Annotated in this window: 16 protein-coding genes; 8 read left to right on the top strand and 8 right to left on the bottom strand. The window is 39.1% G+C overall.

What is annotated here, in order from left to right:
* Positions 1-2: 2 nt before the first annotated feature.
* A complete protein-coding gene (locus I5M19_RS06940; protein ID WP_200065478.1) occupies positions 3-590 on the top strand; it encodes a nucleotidyltransferase family protein in 588 nt (195 codons plus the stop codon).
* Between the two features lie 54 nt (positions 591-644).
* Here the strand turns inward: I5M19_RS06940 and I5M19_RS06935 are convergent, their stop codons facing one another.
* The 5 genes from I5M19_RS06935 to I5M19_RS06915 all read right to left on the bottom strand — a co-directional run bounded on the left by I5M19_RS06935 (position 645) and on the right by I5M19_RS06915 (position 6,258).
* On the bottom strand, positions 645-1,820 hold the full coding sequence (locus I5M19_RS06935) for an aldose epimerase family protein (RefSeq protein WP_235985777.1): 1,176 nt from the start codon (positions 1,818-1,820) through the stop codon (positions 645-647).
* Positions 1,821-1,854: 34 nt separating this feature from the next.
* A complete protein-coding gene (locus I5M19_RS06930) occupies positions 1,855-2,901 on the bottom strand; it encodes a glycoside hydrolase family 43 protein (RefSeq protein ID WP_200065477.1) in 1,047 nt (348 codons plus the stop codon).
* Complete coding sequence (locus I5M19_RS06925) at positions 2,902-3,771, bottom strand: HAD-IIA family hydrolase (RefSeq protein ID WP_200065476.1); 870 nt, start codon at positions 3,769-3,771, stop codon at positions 2,902-2,904.
* A gap of 11 nt (positions 3,772-3,782) precedes the next feature.
* Complete coding sequence (locus tag I5M19_RS06920) at positions 3,783-4,820, bottom strand: hypothetical protein (protein ID WP_200065475.1); 1,038 nt, start codon at positions 4,818-4,820, stop codon at positions 3,783-3,785.
* A 79-nt stretch (positions 4,821-4,899) separates the two neighbouring features.
* Positions 4,900-6,258, bottom strand: a complete 1,359-nt coding sequence (locus tag I5M19_RS06915) for a glutamine synthetase family protein (RefSeq protein ID WP_200065474.1) — start codon at positions 6,256-6,258, stop codon at positions 4,900-4,902.
* 91 nt (positions 6,259-6,349) lie between these two features.
* On the opposite strand from I5M19_RS06915, the gene I5M19_RS06910 reads away from it, so the two are divergent.
* The gene (locus I5M19_RS06910) at positions 6,350-6,778 is read left to right on the top strand and encodes a gamma-glutamylcyclotransferase family protein (protein WP_200065473.1); all 429 of its coding nucleotides are present in this window, start codon (positions 6,350-6,352) and stop codon (positions 6,776-6,778) included.
* A 34-nt stretch (positions 6,779-6,812) separates the two neighbouring features.
* On the opposite strand, the gene I5M19_RS06905 is transcribed toward I5M19_RS06910, so the two are convergent.
* Entirely contained in the window at positions 6,813-7,823 is a 1,011-nt protein-coding gene (locus I5M19_RS06905; RefSeq protein WP_200065472.1) for a glutamine synthetase beta-grasp domain-containing protein, read from the bottom strand.
* Between the two features lie 600 nt (positions 7,824-8,423).
* Here I5M19_RS06905 and mqo point away from each other — a divergent pair.
* Positions 8,424-9,920 (top strand): malate dehydrogenase (quinone), encoded by a 1,497-nt coding sequence (gene mqo / locus I5M19_RS06900; protein WP_200065471.1) that lies wholly within the window; start codon positions 8,424-8,426, stop codon positions 9,918-9,920.
* On the opposite strand, the gene I5M19_RS06895 is transcribed toward mqo, so the two are convergent.
* Together I5M19_RS06895 and I5M19_RS06890 are read right to left on the bottom strand one after the other, a co-directional pair.
* The gene (locus I5M19_RS06895; RefSeq protein WP_200065470.1) at positions 9,921-10,799 is read right to left on the bottom strand and encodes an energy transducer TonB; all 879 of its coding nucleotides are present in this window, start codon (positions 10,797-10,799) and stop codon (positions 9,921-9,923) included.
* Positions 10,800-10,905: 106 nt separating this feature from the next.
* The gene (locus I5M19_RS06890) at positions 10,906-13,509 is read right to left on the bottom strand and encodes a M1 family metallopeptidase (protein WP_200065469.1); all 2,604 of its coding nucleotides are present in this window, start codon (positions 13,507-13,509) and stop codon (positions 10,906-10,908) included.
* 147 nt (positions 13,510-13,656) lie between these two features.
* Here I5M19_RS06890 and I5M19_RS06885 point away from each other — a divergent pair, with 147 nt between their 5' ends.
* The 5 genes from I5M19_RS06885 (at position 13,657) to I5M19_RS06865 (ending at position 19,137) form a co-directional block, all read left to right on the top strand.
* Entirely contained in the window at positions 13,657-14,607 is a 951-nt protein-coding gene (locus tag I5M19_RS06885) for a glycosyltransferase family 2 protein (protein ID WP_200065468.1), read from the top strand.
* 77 nt (positions 14,608-14,684) lie between these two features.
* Positions 14,685-15,653, top strand: a complete 969-nt coding sequence (locus I5M19_RS06880; protein ID WP_200065467.1) for a glycosyltransferase — start codon at positions 14,685-14,687, stop codon at positions 15,651-15,653.
* A gap of 9 nt (positions 15,654-15,662) precedes the next feature.
* Positions 15,663-16,391, top strand: coding sequence for a hypothetical protein (locus I5M19_RS06875; protein WP_200065466.1), 729 nt, complete (start codon positions 15,663-15,665; stop codon positions 16,389-16,391).
* 1 nt (position 16,392) lies between these two features.
* Positions 16,393-17,892, top strand: a complete 1,500-nt coding sequence (locus I5M19_RS06870; RefSeq protein WP_200065465.1) for a GH3 auxin-responsive promoter family protein — start codon at positions 16,393-16,395, stop codon at positions 17,890-17,892.
* A 36-nt stretch (positions 17,893-17,928) separates the two neighbouring features.
* Positions 17,929-19,137 carry a 1-deoxy-D-xylulose-5-phosphate reductoisomerase gene (locus I5M19_RS06865; protein ID WP_214653031.1) on the top strand — a complete coding sequence of 403 codons (1,209 nt, stop codon included), beginning with the start codon at positions 17,929-17,931 and terminating at the stop codon, positions 19,135-19,137.
* Positions 19,138-19,148 lie beyond the last annotated feature (11 nt).

The raw sequence follows: 19,148 nt of genomic DNA, 5'->3' as shown, positions 1-19,148 counted from the left end.
TCATGACGGCAATAGTTATTTTAGCTGCGGGCTCATCAAGCAGATTAGGCAGGCCGAAGCAAACCCTTGAATATAAAGGCCAAACACTTTTACAGATCGCTATAAAAAATGCCTTAGCGGTAACGGAAATGGTATTGGTTGTTTTAGGCGCGAATGCCGAACATATTGAGCCGACAATAGAAAACTTACCCGCAAACGTATTACATAACGCGCACTGGGAAGAAGGCATGTCCTCCTCTATCCGCCTGGCCATTACCGACCTCGAAAAAAATTATCCCGAAGTAACATCAGTAATTGTAATGCTATGCGATCAGCCCTTTGCCAATGCCGAACTACTAACCCAACTAATCGATAAAAAGAAAACCACCGGTAAAGGTATTATTGCTTCTAACTATCATAATATAAGCGGAGTACCTGCATTATTTGAAAAAAAGTATTTCCCGCAATTATTGGAACTAAGCGGACAGGCAGGTGCAAAACAACTATTAACGCAATATCCCGATGCTGTGGCTGAAGTACCATTTCCTGAAGGGGAAACAGACATTGACACCACTGAAGATTATAAGCGCTTGAACCAAAAGCTGCTATAAATAAAAAGGCGGCCATAAAAATGACCGCCTTTTACTATTTAATTTATTTATCCCTTATTTATTTACAACAGAAAATTTATAAATAGATTGTGTTTTATAAACCTCGCCTGGCTTTAATTCGGTAGAAGGGAAATTTGGTTGATTAGGTGAATCCGGGTAATGCTGAGTTTCCATAGCAAATGAAGTGCGGAACGCGTCTTTTATTCCGCGTTTCATTACATTCATGCTTTGCATAAAGTTACCACTGTAAAATTGCATGGCCGGCTCATCGGTAAATATCTGCATTTCAATACCGCTTTTATCACCGATAACCGTTGCGATTGGTGTATTCATATCATGTTTATTCAGCACAAAATTATGATCGTAGCCATTGCCATTTTTTAATTGCTGGTTATCATTATTTATGCGTGCGCCTATAGTAGTTGGTTTAGTAAAATCAAACGGGGTGCCCGCAACAGGCTCAATTTTCCCTGTTGGGATAAGGGTACTATCTACGGGTGTATATTTATCGGCATCAATTTGCACAATATGATTTAGTATGGTTCCGCTACCCTCGCCATTCAAGTTAAAAAAGGCGTGATTGGTTAAATTAACCACCGTGTTTTTATCAGTTGTGGCTTCATAGGTTATTTTTAGCGCGTTATCATCGGTAAGGCTGTAAACTACTTTAATTTTTAAATTACCGGGAAAACCCTCCTCCATATCTTTTGAAAGATAAGTAAGTTCCAATGTACTGCTGTCCAACTGATTGGCATCCCACACCACATCCTGATAGCCTTTTTTACCGCCGTGCAATGTATTGGGGCCGTTATTGGTAAATAAGGTATATTGTTTGCCATCTAAAGTAAATTTCCCTTTTGCAATCCGGTTACCGTACCGGCCTATAGTTGCCCCATAATATGGCTCCTTTGAATTTTGGAAACCCTCCACACTTTCGAACCCTAAAACCACATCTGTCATTTTTCCGTTCTTATCCGGCACTAAAAGGCTTACTACCCGGCCGCCGTAATTGGTCATGGCTGCTTCCATCCCGTTTTTATTTTTAAGGATGTATAAATGGGTTTGTTTACCGTCTATAGTTTTTTCGAAAGCGGAATCGGCAGGTAACTGCGCGGTTGTGGTAGTGTCAGTCATGGTGGCTTCGGTTTTCTTAGCAGATCTGTCGCAAGCCGCAAAAACGCAGCAGGCTAAAGCAATAGCTAAAATTGGTTTTTTAATTGGTGTTTGCATAATCTTTTTACAATTTATCACAGATATCGGTTAGTTAACGAGTTCCTGACGGAACAGGTAAAGGTTCATTTGCTTTAACAGGCACACCAAAATAAGGGGTACCATCCTTATTCCAGGTAAATTTTTGCATCCTTGGTGAACGATATTTACCACAGCCTAAGCCCGGCTTGTCGTTTGCATGATACAATATCCAATCCTCGGTACCATCCGGCGACCTGAAAAAGGAATTATGACCAGGAGCATAAACGCTATTCTCAGGTGATTGTTTAAATACAGGTTCCGAAGATTTTTTCCATGAAGCAGGATCGAGCAGATCGGCGTTAGCATCGGCACTCAACATACCCAACGCATAAAAATCTGTCCAGCAACCACTTGCCGAATAAATAAGAAATAACTTTCCGTTATGTTTTAAAAGTTCAGGTCCTTCATTAACATTTACATGCGGCAGGTTAGTATCGTTTAGATCGCCATGCTTTTCCCATTCATAATCGGGGCTTGATAGTTTTACACGTTTACCGTCTACTGTCCAGGGGTTTATCAACTTCGCAATATAAATATTCTGCTGTCCGTTGGTATCACCCTCCCATCCGGCCCATATCATGTACAACTTGCCTTTATTAGTAAATACGGAGCCATCAATAGCCCATTTATTGGAAGCATCGGCTACCTTGCCCTTAAATATCCACTCTCCTTTCAAAGGATCCTGTGCACTGTTTTCCAATACGTATAAACGGTGATGATTATTATCACCATCGTCCGCCGCGAAATACATATACCATTTATGATTGATATAATGTAATTCAGGTGCCCATAATTCTCTGGAATGCATGGTATTAGCGGGTGGCACCCATATAACCTTCTTTTCAGCCGAAGCCAAAGCACTCATATCCTTTGTTTTCCAGATCACCAGGTTATTTTGAGTAGAGTTGGTATAGTAATAATAGCCATTATGTTGTATTACCCACGGATCGGCCCCGGAGGGTAGTAATGGATTTGTAAATGTTTTAGGCGCAGTTTGTGCCGACGCAGTGCTTAACACTACTACGAGGGAAACAAAAAAACTAATAAATATTTTCATCATTTAAAGGTCTAATTCTATAGGCCCAATTACAGCCGAATCACAAATATAAGTGGGCAAAATTCCGGTTGCATTAATGCGGTTTTCTGCATCAGCCGAACGTGTATTGCCAGACAGTACTAAAACAGTATCCAACCCAAATTTATTGCCTCCTAAAATATCTGTTTGCAGGGTATCGCCCACCATTACAATTTGTTTTTTATTAATACTCCTGTACTCCCGTATCAGGTCATAAGCAAACATAAACATCTGCGAATCGGGTTTGCCAAAACGAATGAACTTTTTACCTACTATAGTTTCTATCATGCTCGCTACTCCCCCAATGGCAATAGCTATATCATTTATATTAAGCGGGTAAGCATGATCGGTATTAGCCACTATAGCCGGGATGGCGCGTTTACGTAAAAGATTTACCGTTTTATTAAGATCATTACACCAATCAAATCCCTCGTCATCTAAAAACGCAAGGGCATTTACTTTATCAATGTTACTTTCATCTATACTGCTAACAGGTAGGGTATGCAAACCTTCGCTATCAATATAATGAGCCGAGCTTTTGGTACCGAGATAGGCAACAATCCCTTCGTCAACCTTCAGATCAAGATATTCTTTAGTGAGCATGCCCGATGAAATAATACGGTCCGCGGTAATGGCATCCAGGCCCATTTCGTGATAGGATGCCGCTAATTGCGCAGGACTGCGGGAAGCGTCATTAGTTACCACATAATATTCTTTTCCCTGCTCTTTAAGATATCGAAATGTTTTCTCTATTCCCGGTAGTAATCCTTTATAATTCTTTATTACCCCAAACGCATCAAAGAAAATAATTTCATAATGATCTATGATTGATTTAAAATCGTCGATACGTTTCATAAACAGGTATGTTATTTTAATTTAAGGGCTTCAATAATTTTATCGGCATTAAAATCCCTGTCAACCGATGGCAGGTAAATATCAAAAGCTTCTGCCTGCAATTTTTGGGCATAATACTCATTGAAAAAAAACTTTCCGTTCTTGATGACGTAATTTAGTATAAAAAAACGATAGGCTTCTTTTAAAAACCTTATTTCATCAGCAGTAAGCGGATTAATTTTATGGTATTCTTTCAGGAAAATGATGAACCGTTCTTCCATCATAGGGCCTATTACATAACTAAAAGCTGTTCGGTCGCCCGCGTCAGATACCACCCTGCTAAAAAAGTAAAAATCGAGCACACGATAGCTCATCCTGAACCAATCGTAATCCCAGCGGGAATATAATTCCCGTTTTGACGTAACCGAAAAGTTGCCTATGTTCCAATCTATAAACACAGGGATGATCTCAAAAGAGTTCATGTTGTATTTTGAACGGTTGCGTAAAAACAACTCACAATGATATTTCAAAAAATCGGCCTGCATAGGTGTACCAAAAAGCGTTTCATCTTTTTGCAATTGCAACAACAGGCTGTCAATATCAGTACGTAATGTTTTAGATGATTTAGGCAATACGTTTTTAACACGGGCACAAGCTTTGTGAAATTTCCCTGCCTGCTGCCCCAGTTTTTTTATCATACCTTCATCAAGGCGGCGGGGTAACCTTTCCAATACCCGTGTCGGGTTATAAAACACTACCCAGGCATCCGTTTTATCCTGTTTATACCGATAAATATAAACACGGTTGTTTTTTAGTAATGATTTGGCCAAAAAACTTTCGTAAGGATACAGCAGATTATTTGACAAGGTATGGATTATACGGTGATCTTCTTTAAAGTACTCATACTTACCAAAGTAGGATAACTTGGCAATTATGATGTCATCGTCATCAAATGTTATACGGTATACCAGGTTTGTTGATACGCGAGCACTAATATCATCAATACTCCTGATCTTCTTAGAGGAATCGTACCCCTCCCAGGCTTTTTTTATTACAACGGAAGCGTCCATTTAGGTTATTTAGCCTGCAATATTATTAATATTATCGAATATTAAACTCAGCATTGTTACTACACGCAGGCGTAATAGTTTAAATTATTTCGAAATATCTTTTCAATTCCCAATCCGACACACTTTTTGCATATTGCCGGTGCTCCCAAAGGCGGGTTTGCGTAAAATGCTCCACAAAATCGTTACCAAATAGTTCCTTTGCTATGGCAGACTGTTGCATAGCGGTAGCTGCATCAAAAAGATTTGATGCCAACTGTCCACTGCTTTTATTCTGATAACCATTCCCGGTTGTTGGTTTGATATCTAGTTCCAGCTTATTTTTTATGCCATATAAACCCGACGCCAAAGCCGCAGCCATTGCCAAATACGGGTTGGTGTCTGATCCGGGGATGCGGGTTTCTAAACGGGTATATTGCGGTGCGGTGTTTATAACTCTTAAAGCCGTTGTACGATTATCTATCCCCCATGTAATGGTGGTAGGTGCCCATGCTCCTTCTACTAACCGTTTATAGCTATTTATGGTTGGCGCATACATTGGCAATAAATGCGGCATACAAAATAATTGCCCGGCAAGGTATTGTTTATGCACCTCGCTCATTTTATTGGCATCATTCCCGCTGTAAAATAAGTTTTCAGAAAGATCTCTATTCCAAAGGCTTTGATGTATATGCCCGCTGCAACCGGGCAGGTTCTCGTTCCATTTGGCCATAAAGGTGGCGGTTATACCATTTAAGCTGGCAATTTCTTTCACTGCTGTTTTAAAAAGCGTTGCCTTGTCTGCCGCTTCCAACACTTCGCAATGCTCAATTGCTGCCTCGTAAACCCCGGGTCCGGTTTCGGTATGCAGTCCCTCTACCGGTATGTTAAACTTAGTTAACAAGTTAAACAGATCGTAATAAAAACCGCTGTTTTGTGATGTACGCAACACCGAATACCCAAACATGCCCGGTGTTAAAGGTTCCAAATCAGCAAAGTCCTTTTGCTGTAAGGTTTGCGGGGTTTCTAAAAAGTTGAACCACTCAAATTCCTGAGCAAATTCGGCATGATAGCCCATTTCACTACATTGCTTTTGTATCTTCCTCAACAAACTACGGGGATCGGCAGGTACAGTATTGCCGTTAGGACCGGTAAAATCTGCTATAAAAAAGGGAATATCATCTTGCCAGGGGATTGTGCGAAAGGTAGACAGATCGATATAACAGAGTTTATCAGGGTAGCCGGTATGCCACCCGGTTAAATTGACGTTATCATAGCAGGTGTCGCTGCTGTCCCAACCAAACACTACATCGCAAAAACCATAACCGGTATGCAAGCCGTCAAGTAATTTCTTCTGACTGATAATTTTACCCCTTAATACGCCGTCAGTATCAGCGAAGGCAAATTTTATTTTTTGGATATTATTTTCTTTGATGTAAGCAATAACCTGTTCGTTATTCATTATTTTGGTATAAAATGCCAATTTAAGAAAGATAAAAGCAAAAATGAATAATATATTTTTGCTATATCCCCTACGGCTAAAGTTATATTACATGCTTAAAACTTTGGAAACTGAATTTTTGTTTGTGTACGGCACCCTATTGCAGCAGCATAATAAATTTACATTGTATTTGAATATGCATTGCTCTTTTTATAATAAAGGCCAAATAAAGGGACGGCTTTATGATATTGGCGAGTATCCGGGTTTAATAGTTGATAACAATGCCGGATATGTATACGGTAACATCTATAAGATAGGCAACCCGGAAATTTTAAGAGAACTTGATATTTATGAAGGCAACGGACCGGAGGAAGAGCAACCCAATTTGTATATAAGGCAAAAGCACCTTATTGAAACTGATAATGACACAGTAAAAGCATGGCTATATCATTATAACTTACCTATAGAAAATTTAAAGCAAATTACATCAGGAAATTATGGGGAATATATGCGGCAAAAAAAAAGACCCCCCGGTAATTAAACACGGGGGATCATATAATAATAGTTAGTCAGTTTTAAGCTCCTGCAGATTTTACTGTTTTAATAATAACAGCAGCTACTTTGTACGGATCTGCCGCTGAATTAGGGCGACGATCTTCCAGGTAGCCTTTCCATCCTTTTTGTACGGTGTAAAGTGGGATACGGATTGAAGCACCACGGTCAGATATTCCGTAACTGTAATCAGTAATAGCGGCAGTTTCATGCTTACCAGTTAAACGCTGCTCATTATCAGCACCGTACACTGCAATACATTCAGCAACAGCCGGACGGAACGCTTCGCAAATTTTATCGTATGTTTCTTTGCTTCCGCAAGTTCTAAGCGTAGTGTTAGAGAAGTTAGCGTGCATACCAGAACCATTCCAATCTAATGCGCCTAACGGTTTACAGTGCCAGTTAATAGAAACACCATAGCTTTCGCCTATTCTTTCTAATAAATAACGAGCTACCCAAATTTGGTCGCCTGCTTCTTTAGCACCTTTAGCGAAGATCTGGAATTCCCATTGGCCTGCGGCCACTTCACCATTAATACCTTCAACATTTAAGCCTGCTTCTAAGCAAGCGTCAAGATGCTCTTCCACAATTTCTCGACCGTAAGCATTTTTAGCGCCAACTGAGCAGTAGTACGGGCCTTGAGGTGCAGGATAACCACCGGCAGGGAAACCAAGTGGTTTGTTAGTTTCAGGATCCCATAAGAAATACTCCTGTTCAAATCCAAACCAAAAATCGTTATCATCATCCATGATGGTGGCACGTCCGTTTGACTCGTGTGGCTCCCCTTTTGAATCTAACACTTCGCACATTACCAAATAAGCATCTTTGCGTTGCGGATCTTTACAAATAAATACCGGTTTTAAAACGCAATCAGATGAGCCACCCGGAGCTTGTTCGGTAGAAGAACCATCGAAACTCCAGTCAGGACATTCTTCTAATGTTCCGCCGAAATCAGTTACAATTTTTGTTTTACTGCGCAAGCTCTGTGTAGGTTTGTAACCATCAAGCCAGATGTACTCAAGTTTAGTTGCCATTTTAATGAATTTGTAATTTTAGTTTAATTATAGTTCTTAAGTGAGTATTAAATCTCTATTTATATTGCGAATTTAATTTTTTTTTATGAATTCCATAGAAATAATAATAATTTTTTAAAAAACCAATAAAAATCTAATAAAATACCAATAAAATGTCAGGAATAAACCGAGGAATTTGGAAATAGATGATTTATCCCTTAAAAATCAGCTATAAATTTTTATGCATGCATAATATTTATAGGTTTTATTTTTATAAATCTTATCTAAAAATATAAATTTCTCAAAATTTAATAATGTAGTTAGCATGAATACGGCTAAATAATATTTTGCTAATTGGGTAACGCAGGTTTTAGCGTATAAAGTTTTTGCTGTTTACTACTCAATGGAACTTTAAGACTTATATCTTGTTATAAATACCTTGATACAAATAAGGTTTTTTGTGCAAAATTTAGTAAAATTGCCCGTTTGCGGATTGTTTGGTATAACTTGTTTTATAATGTATTTGCAAGTAAGCGCAAAATACAATCATAAAAACTTCATAAAAATCGGTTTCATCTATCTAATAATATATTTGGATGTATCTTTACGTTCAATAGTAACATGAGTAATAATAATAGTTCCAATACAGCAGTTGACGTAGTTTTGATAGGCGCAGGTATTATGAGCGCTACACTTGGGGTAATGCTAAAAGAGCTGCAGCCCGATATATCAATAGAAATTTTTGAGCGGTTAGATAAGGTTGCTGAAGAAAGTTCGGACGCAATGAATAATGCAGGAACCGGGCACTCCGCTTTTTGTGAATTAAACTACACCAAAGAAAAAAGTGACGGAACAGTTGATATCAGGAAGGCTATAGAAATTGCGGAACAATTTGAAACTACTAAAGAGTTCTGGTCGTTTTTGATAGAAAAGGGTTATGTGGCCGAGCCTAAAGAGTTCATCAATAAAATACCCCATATGAGCTTTGTTTGGGGAGATGATAAAGTTAGTTTTCTTCAAAAGCGTTACGATGCCATGATAAAGCATCACTTTTTTAAGGATATGCTTTATTCTGAGGATCATGAGCAGTTGGAAAAGTGGATGCCACTGATAATGGACGGACGTGATAAAAGCCAAAAAGTATCTGCCACCTATATGGATATTGGCACTGATGTTAATTTTGGCGCGTTAACACGTAGCCTGTTTAATAATTTAAAACAGAAAACAAACGTAAGTCTGCACCTGAACCATGAGGTTAATAATTTAAACCGGAATAAAGATAATAGCTGGAAAATTACCGTTACTGATACTATCAACCAACAAAAAAGAAAGTTGAATGCCAAATTTGTTTTTGTGGGTGCCGGCGGTGGTGCATTAACCTTGCTCCAAAAATCGGGCATTCCGGAGAGTAAGGGATTTGGTGGTTTCCCGGTTAGCGGGCAGTGGCTGGTGTGCAAAAATCAGGATATAGTAGTAAAACACAGTGCTAAGGTGTACGGTAAAGCATCTGTGGGATCGCCACCTATGTCTGTACCGCATTTAGACACGCGGATGATTGATGGAAAGCGCTCTTTATTATTTGGGCCATATGCCGGATTTTCTACCCGTTTTCTGAAAAAAGGCTCGCTTTGGGATCTTTTCGGATCTATTAAATTGAATAATATATTACCGCTACTTGCTGTTGGTCGTGATAATTTCGACCTGACAAAATATTTAATAAGCCAGGTTTTACAATCGCCGGCCGACAAACTGAACGCTTTAAAAGATTATTATCCAAACGCCAAAGACAGCGACTGGGATCTGGATATTGCCGGGCAACGTGTGCAAATCATTAAAAAAGACGCTGAACGTACGGGGAAGTTAGAGTTCGGTACGGAGGTGGTTACCTCTGCCGATGGTAGTATATCTGCTTTATTGGGCGCATCACCGGGGGCTTCTACCTCGGTACCTATTATGGTTGATCTGATTGGACGCTGTTTTAAAAACCATCCGAATATTATTAAATGGCAGGAAAAATTCAGCGAAATGATCCCCTCCTACGGGAAATCATTAGTTAAAGATGAAGCCCTCGCTGACGCTACCAGAGCTCGCACAAGTAAGATATTGGGGCTTGATTAGTTAATTGCTATCCGATGTTGAAAATGATATAGGTACACTATACTGAACCCGAACCGGCGCACCGTTTTGCATACCCGGTTTCCATGGAGGTGACAATTTTAGTACCCTTAAGGCTTCTTCTTCACCTCCGTATCCCATTTTACGTATCACTTTAAAATTAGTAAGCGTCCCATCTTTTTCAACAACGAATTGAATTATCACTCTTCCTTGTATCCTATTTTCCCGGGCTTTTGTCGGGTATTTTACATTTTTGGCTAAAAATTTGTAAAATGCCAACTCACCTCCAATAAATGCGGGTGGTGTATCTACAGTGATAAAGATATTATCCATATTTACAAAAGCATTAGTATCCCCCGAAATTAAAATACCATTCTTATAAATTCCTGTCTCTTCCTTACCCCCGCTATTAATTGTTTTCCATTCCCCATCTTCCCTTCCATCAACAACGGGGCCATTGGCTATATAGGAATATTTAGAATCGAGCTTTATCCATTTACCATTGCCATTTTCGGCAAGTACATTACCTGTTGTGTCCCTGCACTCTTTTAAGTAGGCAACAGTATCCTTATAGATGATCTCATTATATAGCTTACCATTAGGATAGTATATCACGCTCTCGCCTATGAGCTTACCGCTTTTATAAGTTTTTATACATTTCCTTTTACCTGTATCAAAATACTCGATATAACTTCCATTCCAACCATTTTCAACTTCATAAACAGATTGTTTGAATGTTTGCGCCATCAACTTTTGCTTACCATTTATAAAAAAATCATTTACAGTAGTCAGCATATCATTTGTTTTTTCATGAGGGGTAATTAACAAACGAATAAATTGCGCAGAGTCTTTACTAACAGCAATTTCCCCAGGGCTTTTCATATAATATGCCACCGTATCCTGTTGTTGCGCTTTTGCGGTTAAACAAAAAGCACAACAACAGGTAGCGATAAAATATGCACGCCGAAATATTATTTGGATAGCCATTTTATTTAAAGGTGTCATTACTTACGTTAGTATTTACGGATACTTCTGACACTTTAAACTCAACCGGATAACCAACTATACTCATCTTAATAGTATAAGGCACTTTTATACCAAAAGCAGTTGTCCGATAATCATCATACATTGTAGGGGTTGTGCCTTCGGCATCAGTGATACGCTTTAATTTCAAACCCGTTGTTTGGTCGTAATAGTTTTTAACCCTTACACCCTGTGCATTGGTAACGGTTACTAAATAAGCGAGTTTACCATCAATAACCTGCAAGTTAGGGGCTAATTCCATTGTATAGCCGCTCTTACCATAATCCAGTTCAGGGAAAGTCTTGTATCTTTCTATAGCTCCTTTTTTGTCGTCGCTATCAACCGGCACGCTTTTGTTTAGTTGTTTAATACGTAAACTATCACCATTAATTACCAGATTTTCTACTACAAAACCCTTATAAGTCGGCGCTATAATATCCTCAAAATATTTATCAGGTGTTTTGCTTTTGGTTGTCATTTCAATACCTATCCCTTGTAATTGTGAATTAGCTTTTACGGTAATATCTTTTACGTCTTTTACTTTATCCTCCCCGCCGATAGCATTCAAATAACTGTCGATAACTTTCTTTGCGCTGTATCCCTCAGGCACCATTATACCACTAAAACTGTTATTATCCGGATTAATATCCGGCAGCACATGGTCAGGGTCAAGTATTACATATTGAATTTTTGAGGTTGATTTATAAGAGAATGTCCATACGCCACCACGCTCCCATATTTCGGCAGGTAACTTTACTGTATCAGTTTTCCCGTTTTCTTCTTTTATAAGTGCAGTAACAGGCAGTGCCATCTCTTCCTTATTTTCAATAGTAATAAGCGATCCTTTTGCAGGATCATCATCTACATAATTGATACTTTTTACTCCCTGATCAAGTTTCCAGGTGGTAAGGAACCATTCGTTCCAAAACCAGCTCAGATCCTCACCTGCAGCATTATCCATACTATGGAAAAAATCCCAGGGTGTAGGGTGCTTAAAAGCCCAGCGTTTAATATAGGTGCGGAAGGCAAAATCGAAACGCTTTTCACCTAAGATCTGTTCGCGTAAGATAGTTAAGCCAAGGGCAGGTTTCCTGTAAGCCGATACACCCAGGTTATCTGTTTGAATCACATCGGGCGTATTCATTATAGCATCAGCCCCTTCGCTAAAATTAGAAGGCGCATTGCTTTGCTCATCAGTTTTTTCGTAATATTCTCCTTTGTTAAATTCCTTGGTGTCTACATCATTTATAAAAGTGTTGAAACCCTCGTCCATCCAGGCATATTTCCGCTCGTTTGATCCAACAATCATCGGGAACCAATTGTGCCCGAATTCATGATTGGTAACATTCCATAAACCACCACCCTGACTTTGGTAACTGCAAAATACAATACCCGGATACTCCATACCCCCAACCCTGCCAGCTACATTGGTAGCTACCGGGTAGGTATATTCGAACCATTTTGATGAATATAATTCAATGGCGTTCTTTACATATTCTGTAGAGCGTCCCCAGGCTTCGTTCCCGGCGCTCTCAACCGGATACACTGATTGTGCCAGTGATTTTTTTCCATTAGATAGGTTGATACGAGTTGCATCCCAAATAAATGCTTTTGATGCGGCCCATGATACATCGCGTGCATTTTTGCAGAAAAAGTGCCAGGTTAGCGTCGGCTTGTTAAGATGTGCGTTACCACTTTTAACCTCGGTACTATCTTTTATAGAAACGGTTTTATCGCTCGCCTTAGCCAATGCCAGGCGTTTAATTTGAGTGGCGGTCAGCACTTCCTGCGGGTTAAGCAGTTCGCCAGAGCCAACAACTACCAAATCCGCAGGAGCGGTAATGCTGTAATCAAAATTACCATACTCCAGGTAAAACTCCGATGATCCTAAATAAGGAATAGTGTTCCAGCCGCTTATATCATCGTAAACCTCCATGCGCGGATACCATTGGGCTAATTCATATATCCAGCCGTATTTGGTGTTTAAGCGTCCCATCCTATCGGTACCGTATACAGGAATATCAAATGCGTAGTCTATCTTAATTTGAATTTTATTACCGCCCGCCCGTAATGTATCTTTCAATTTAATCTGCATACGGGTATCTGTTACCAGATAATCTGCTTTTTCAGTTTTGCCGTTTTTTAACACTGATACTGATTTTATTTCGTCGCCTTTTGTGAATGAAGTATTTACAAATCGGCCGCCTTCTACCGAACTGGTAGCCTGAGCTCTTGAATCTTCCCGGTAAATATTTTGGTCGGTTTGCAGCCACAGAAAATCAAGCGGATCCGGACTGTTGTTGGTATAAGTTATGAGTACACTGCCGGATACACGGTGTGCTGCAGTATCAAGCGTAACATTTATTTTATAGTCAGCATGGTTTTGCCAATATTTTGGGCCCGGCGTACCCGATGCTGACCTGAATTCGTTACCTTTTCCCTGATAAAAAAGAGGATTAAATACTTTATGCTGATCGTATTTGGATGCAGATTTGTCGGAATTTTGGGCATTAGCTGTAAAAGACCCTGCAATAAATAAAAGCAAGACAATGGAATAGAGGCTTTTCATACTTGAAATAAATTGATTTCGAGCTAATATATTAATTTTCCGGAAAGTGAGCAGCGGGATTTTTAAACTTAGCTAAAGGTTGCATGTTTTTTATATTTTTGCAGGCATTGCGTTAATTAACCCAAGCATATTCTTTTTTCCTGATAAATGGATATATCTGTTGTAGTACCACTTTACGATGAAGTTGAATCATTACCGGAGCTTACCTCATGGATAAGCCGTGTAATGAGCGAGAACAACTACTCCTATGAGATTATTTTAGTTGATGATGGCAGTACCGACGGATCATGGGATATGATTGTGAAACTAAAAGAGGGTAACCCTTTTATAAAAGGAATTAAGTTTAGGCGCAATTATGGCAAATCTGCTGCTTTGAACACAGGATTTGAAGCTGCCAAAGGTAATGTGATTATTACGATGGATGCCGATCTGCAGGACAGCCCCGACGAGATACCGCATTTATACAGACGTATAACCGAAGATAAATACGATCTGGTATCGGGCTGGAAAGCCAAACGCTACGACCCTTTAAGCAAAACCATTCCTACAAAATTATTCAATTCCGCAACCCGTAAAATGAGCGGCATACATAATCTGCATGATTTTAACTGCGGATTAAAAGCTTACCGTAAAGCTGTAGTGAAAAACATAGAGGTATATGGTGAAATGCACCGTTATATACCTGTATTAGCTAAATGGGCTGGATTTATTAAAATTGGCGAACAGGTAGTTGAGCACCGTCCGCGTAAATACGGTAAAACCAAATTTGGCATGAGCCGCTTTGTAAATGGCTTTTTGGATCTGCTTTCTATATTTTTTGTGGGTAAGTTTGGCAAACGCCCTATGCACTTTTTTGGCTCGATGGGGACACTTAGCTTTTTTACAGGTATGATTTTAGCCATTTATCTCATCGCTGAAAAACTTTACGATCTTTCGCATCATGTAATACCCCGCCAACCTACTGATAACCCGTTATTTTATTTTGCACTTGTAGCTATTATATTAGGCTCACAATTATTTTTGACAGGATTTGTTGCAGAATTAGTTGCCCGGAGCGCAAGTGAACGAAACAAATATCAGATCGAAGAAACAATTTAAGGATCCGCCAAATGCGATTGTTTAACCATTGGTAATATTTTTAATTCTTTAAAATTAGTAATACCTAAAAAGCATACATGTTTTTTTCTATCATCATACCTCTATATAACCGCCCGCAGGAGATCAGCGAACTACTTAATACTTTAACGCTGCAAACCTACAGGCAATTTGAGGTATTGGTAATTGAAGATGGCTCTAACGATTCTGCAGAAACAATTGTTAACAGTTTTGCCGACCGGTTAAATATCCGCTATTTTGTAAAAGAGAACGAGGGCCAGGGATTTACACGTAACTATGGCTTTGAACGGGCAAAAGGCGATTATTTTATCATATTTGACTCAGACTGCCTTATACCGGAGAATTATTTGCAAATAGTAAATAATTCACTTAATAATTGCTGGTTAGATGCTTACGGTGGTCCCGACGGTGCACATCACTCCTTCACTCCCATTCAAAAAGCCATCAGCTATTCCATGACATCGCCTTTTACTACCGGAGGTATAAGAGGCAACAAAAAGGGCATTGGGCAATTTCATCCACGTAGTTTTAATATGGGTGTATCACGGCAGGTTTGGGAAAAAGCCGGAGGATTTATAATAACCCGCCTTGGCGAAGATATTGAGTATAGCATACGCATACATTCATCGGGTTTTAAAATAGGATTGATACCCGAAGCTATAGTGTATCACAAACGCCGTACAGATTTTGTTAAGTTTTTTAAGCAGTTACATTTTTTTGGCAGGGCACGCATTAATATTTATAAATTTTTTCCTGATCAGTTAAAGGCGGTACATTTTTTTCCGGCAGCTTTTACTTTATGGCTTGTGTTTACGGTAGTTACCAACATTGCCCGGTGGCCCATTGCAAAACTTTGCAACGGCTTATCAGTTGTTTATATATTGTTAATATTTTTTCACTCGCTGTTTAAAAACAAATCAGTAAAAATCGCATTTTTGAGCGTTATTGCTGCCTTAACTCAACTGATAGCCTACGGGTTAGGATTTATACAGGATTTTTGGAAGCGGGTTGTGTTAAAAAGATCATAATAGCATTATATGTACCACCCATTTTCTGTTGCGGAAACGATTAAAACTTCGTGGGATATTTTTAAAAAGAATTTTATAACCATTATAGTTTATTCGGCTATAGCCTTCGTGCTATTGTCGATACTAACAGGTGTTATACAATTTATTTTTGCACCAGAAGAGTTTGCGGGTAAAATGGTGGTGGCCTTTTTATTAATTTTAGTACAGGCTTACACTACCCTTGGTTTATATAAATTAATATTTACTCTTATTGACAGTGAATATTATGAGTTTGAATTTTCGCAGGTACTACCTGGTTTTAAAATGGTAATGAGTTATTTGGTTGTGGTTTTTATAATAGCTTTTATAGTTACCAACTTAACTATTATAGTTGATAAATTAGAAGAATACGAGGATGTACAATTTGCGGTGGAGGTATTAGCCGGATTTACAGGGCTATATTTGGCCTTAAGGGGTATGTTTTTTAATACTTTTATTGTTGATGACGCTTCCGGGCCCATTGAATCCTTAAAACAAAGTTTTCAACTTACTAAAGGATATATATTTAAGGTTATTACCATATTGATAGTCATATTATTTTTTATAGCATTACCGGCAATTGCAGCTCAGTATTATCCGCTTATTTCCTTAACCATTCTTTTCACCTATCCCTTTGTAAATATAATATTGGCGGTTACATATCGCAAATTGGTTTACAGTCATTTAGATGTTGATGACGATATTGCCGAAACTACTTAAAATGGGGTTAAAATCATCACTCAGTAAAATATTCGCTTTTTTTGTAAACCGGCAGCTTAACCAGGTTCGTAGAAATGCTTTGGGTTTACAGCAAAATACCTTCAGCGATCTTATATATCAGGCAAAAAACACTGCCTTTGGCCGCGACCATCAATTCTATTCTATTAATAATTACGAGGATTTTAAAAAGCGGGTTCCTGTTCGGGATTATGAAGAGCTGCGCCCTTATATTGAACGAGTTAGCAAAGGAGAAGCCGATGTATTATGGCCCGGCAAGCCCGCGTATCTTGCAAAAACATCGGGCACTACCTCCGGAGTAAAATATATTCCTATCTCTAAACAAAGCATGCCCGAGCATATTAAAGCAGCTCGTAACGCGCTGCTTAGTTACATTCACGAAACCGGTAATGCGGAGTTTGTGGATGGTAAAATGATATTTTTGCAGGGCAGCCCGGTGATGGACGAAAAAGCCGGCATCGCCACAGGGAGACTCTCAGGTATAGTTGCTCACCATGTGCCTGCTTACCTGCAAAAAAACAGGCTTCCCACATACACCACTAATTGTATTGAAGACTGGGAGCAAAAGGTTGATGCCGTAGTAAAGGAAACAGTAAACCAGGATATGCGCCTGATATCAGGTATTCCACCATGGTGCCAAATGTATTTTGACAGGTTATCTGCCGTTTCAGATGGTAAAAGAATAAAAGACATATTCCCGAATTTTAAACTATTTGTTCACGGCGGGGTAAACTACGAGCCTTACCGAGCGCGTATGGAGGAAAGCATTGGCGCGAAGATCGATTCCATAGAAACTTATCCGGCATCAGAAGGGTTCATCGCGTTCCAGGACTCCCAAAAAGAAAAAGGGCTTTTGTTAATGGTGGATTCGGGTATATTTTACGAATTTATTCCGTCCGATGAGTATTTTAACGAACAACCAACCCGCATCAACCTAAAGGATGTTGAGCTTAATAAAAACTATGCACTTATATTAAATACAAATGCCGGACTTTGGGGTTATAGCTTAGGCGACACGATAAAGTTTGTATCAAAAGATCCGTACAGAATAACCGTAACGGGCCGCATAAAGCATTATATATCAGCCTTTGGGGAGCATGTAATTGGGGAAGAGGTTGAACAGGCACTCATGAATGTTGCCGCCGAAGAACACGTTGACATAATAGAGTTCACCGTGGCGCCACAGGTAAATCCTGAAAAAAATGAATTACCCTATCATGAATGGTTCATTGAATTTGGAAAACCACCTGCAGACGTACCGGCCTTTGCCTTAAAAGTAGATAAGGCGTTACAAAAAAAGAATATCTACTATTCCGACCTTATAGAAGGTAACATTTTAAGGCCTTTAATCATCCGGAATTTAAAAAAAGATACCTTTATAAATTATATGCGAAGCCAGGGAAAGCTTGGCGGGCAAAATAAAGTACCGCGACTTTCAAACGACAGGAAAATTGCGGATGAGTTAAAAGAATACGTTAGTTAACAAAACGTATAATAATATATATAAATATTACATCATTTGATAAATAATAAGACCATACAATATACCGCCGTAAAAAACATAGCCATCCTCGGCTCAACGGGCAGCATCGGTACGCAAACGCTCGAGGTTATTAAAGATAATCCGGGGCTGTTTCGAGCGTTTATGCTAACTGCCCACTCCAATGCCGAGCTATTGATAAAACAAGCGCTCGAATTTGTCCCTCGATATGTTATTATTTGCGATGAAAGTAAATATCAGCAAATAAAAGAAGCACTTTCGCATTTGCCTGTAACGGTTTTGGCAGGTTATGAGTCTATAAAGGAAATGGTGACCTTGCCCGACATACACATAGTATTAACCGCCATGGTTGGGTTTGCCGGGCTGGAGCCGACTATAAATGCTATTAAAGCGGGTAAGGACATAGCCTTAGCTAATAAAGAAACCCTGGTAGTGGCCGGCGAACTGGTTACCACTTTGGCTAAAGAAAATAAAGTAAATATTTTACCAGTTGACAGTGAGCATTCTGCCATTTTTCAATGCCTCGCAGGTGAACATCACAATACTATCGAAAAAATAATATTAACGGCATCAGGAGGGCCGTTCAGAGGTAAAACCCGCGATTTTTTAACAACCGTAAAACGCGAACATGCCCTTAAACATCCTAACTGGGTAATGGGAGCCAAAATAACTATTGATTCCGCATCGTTAATGAATAAAGGGCTTGAGGTAATTGAAGCTAAATGGCTCTTCGGTTTAGAATCTAACCAGATAGAGGTAATTGTACATCCACAATCTATTATCCATTCCATGGTACAGTTTGAGGATGGATCAATAAAAGCACAAATGGGTTTGCCCGATATGAAGTTACCCATACAATATGCTTTAACTTATCCGGGCCGGGTGAAAAACAAATTCAAGCGTTTCAATTTTACTGACCACCCTAACCTTACATTCGAAAAAGCTGACATACAAACGTTTCGAAACTTAGGCCTTGCTTTTACGGCTTTAGATAAAGGCGGAAATATGCCCTGCATAATTAATGCTGCAAATGAAATTGCTGTGGCCGCATTCCTAAACAATCAAACCACTTTTTTGGCAATGAGTGACATTATTGAAACATGCATGCACAAAATAGATTACATAAAAAACCCGTCGTTAAACGACTATTTGAATACTGATAAAGAAACACGCATATTTGCGCAAAATTTAATTAAGCAAATGCCGTTAAAGGCATTACAATCTTAGTACAGAGAGAA

Source organism: Mucilaginibacter segetis (assembly GCF_016522075.1).
Classification (GTDB): Bacteria; Bacteroidota; Bacteroidia; order Sphingobacteriales; family Sphingobacteriaceae; genus Mucilaginibacter; species Mucilaginibacter segetis.
Note: the sequence above shows the minus strand (reverse complement) of the source record. Positions and strands in the feature narration are given on the sequence as shown.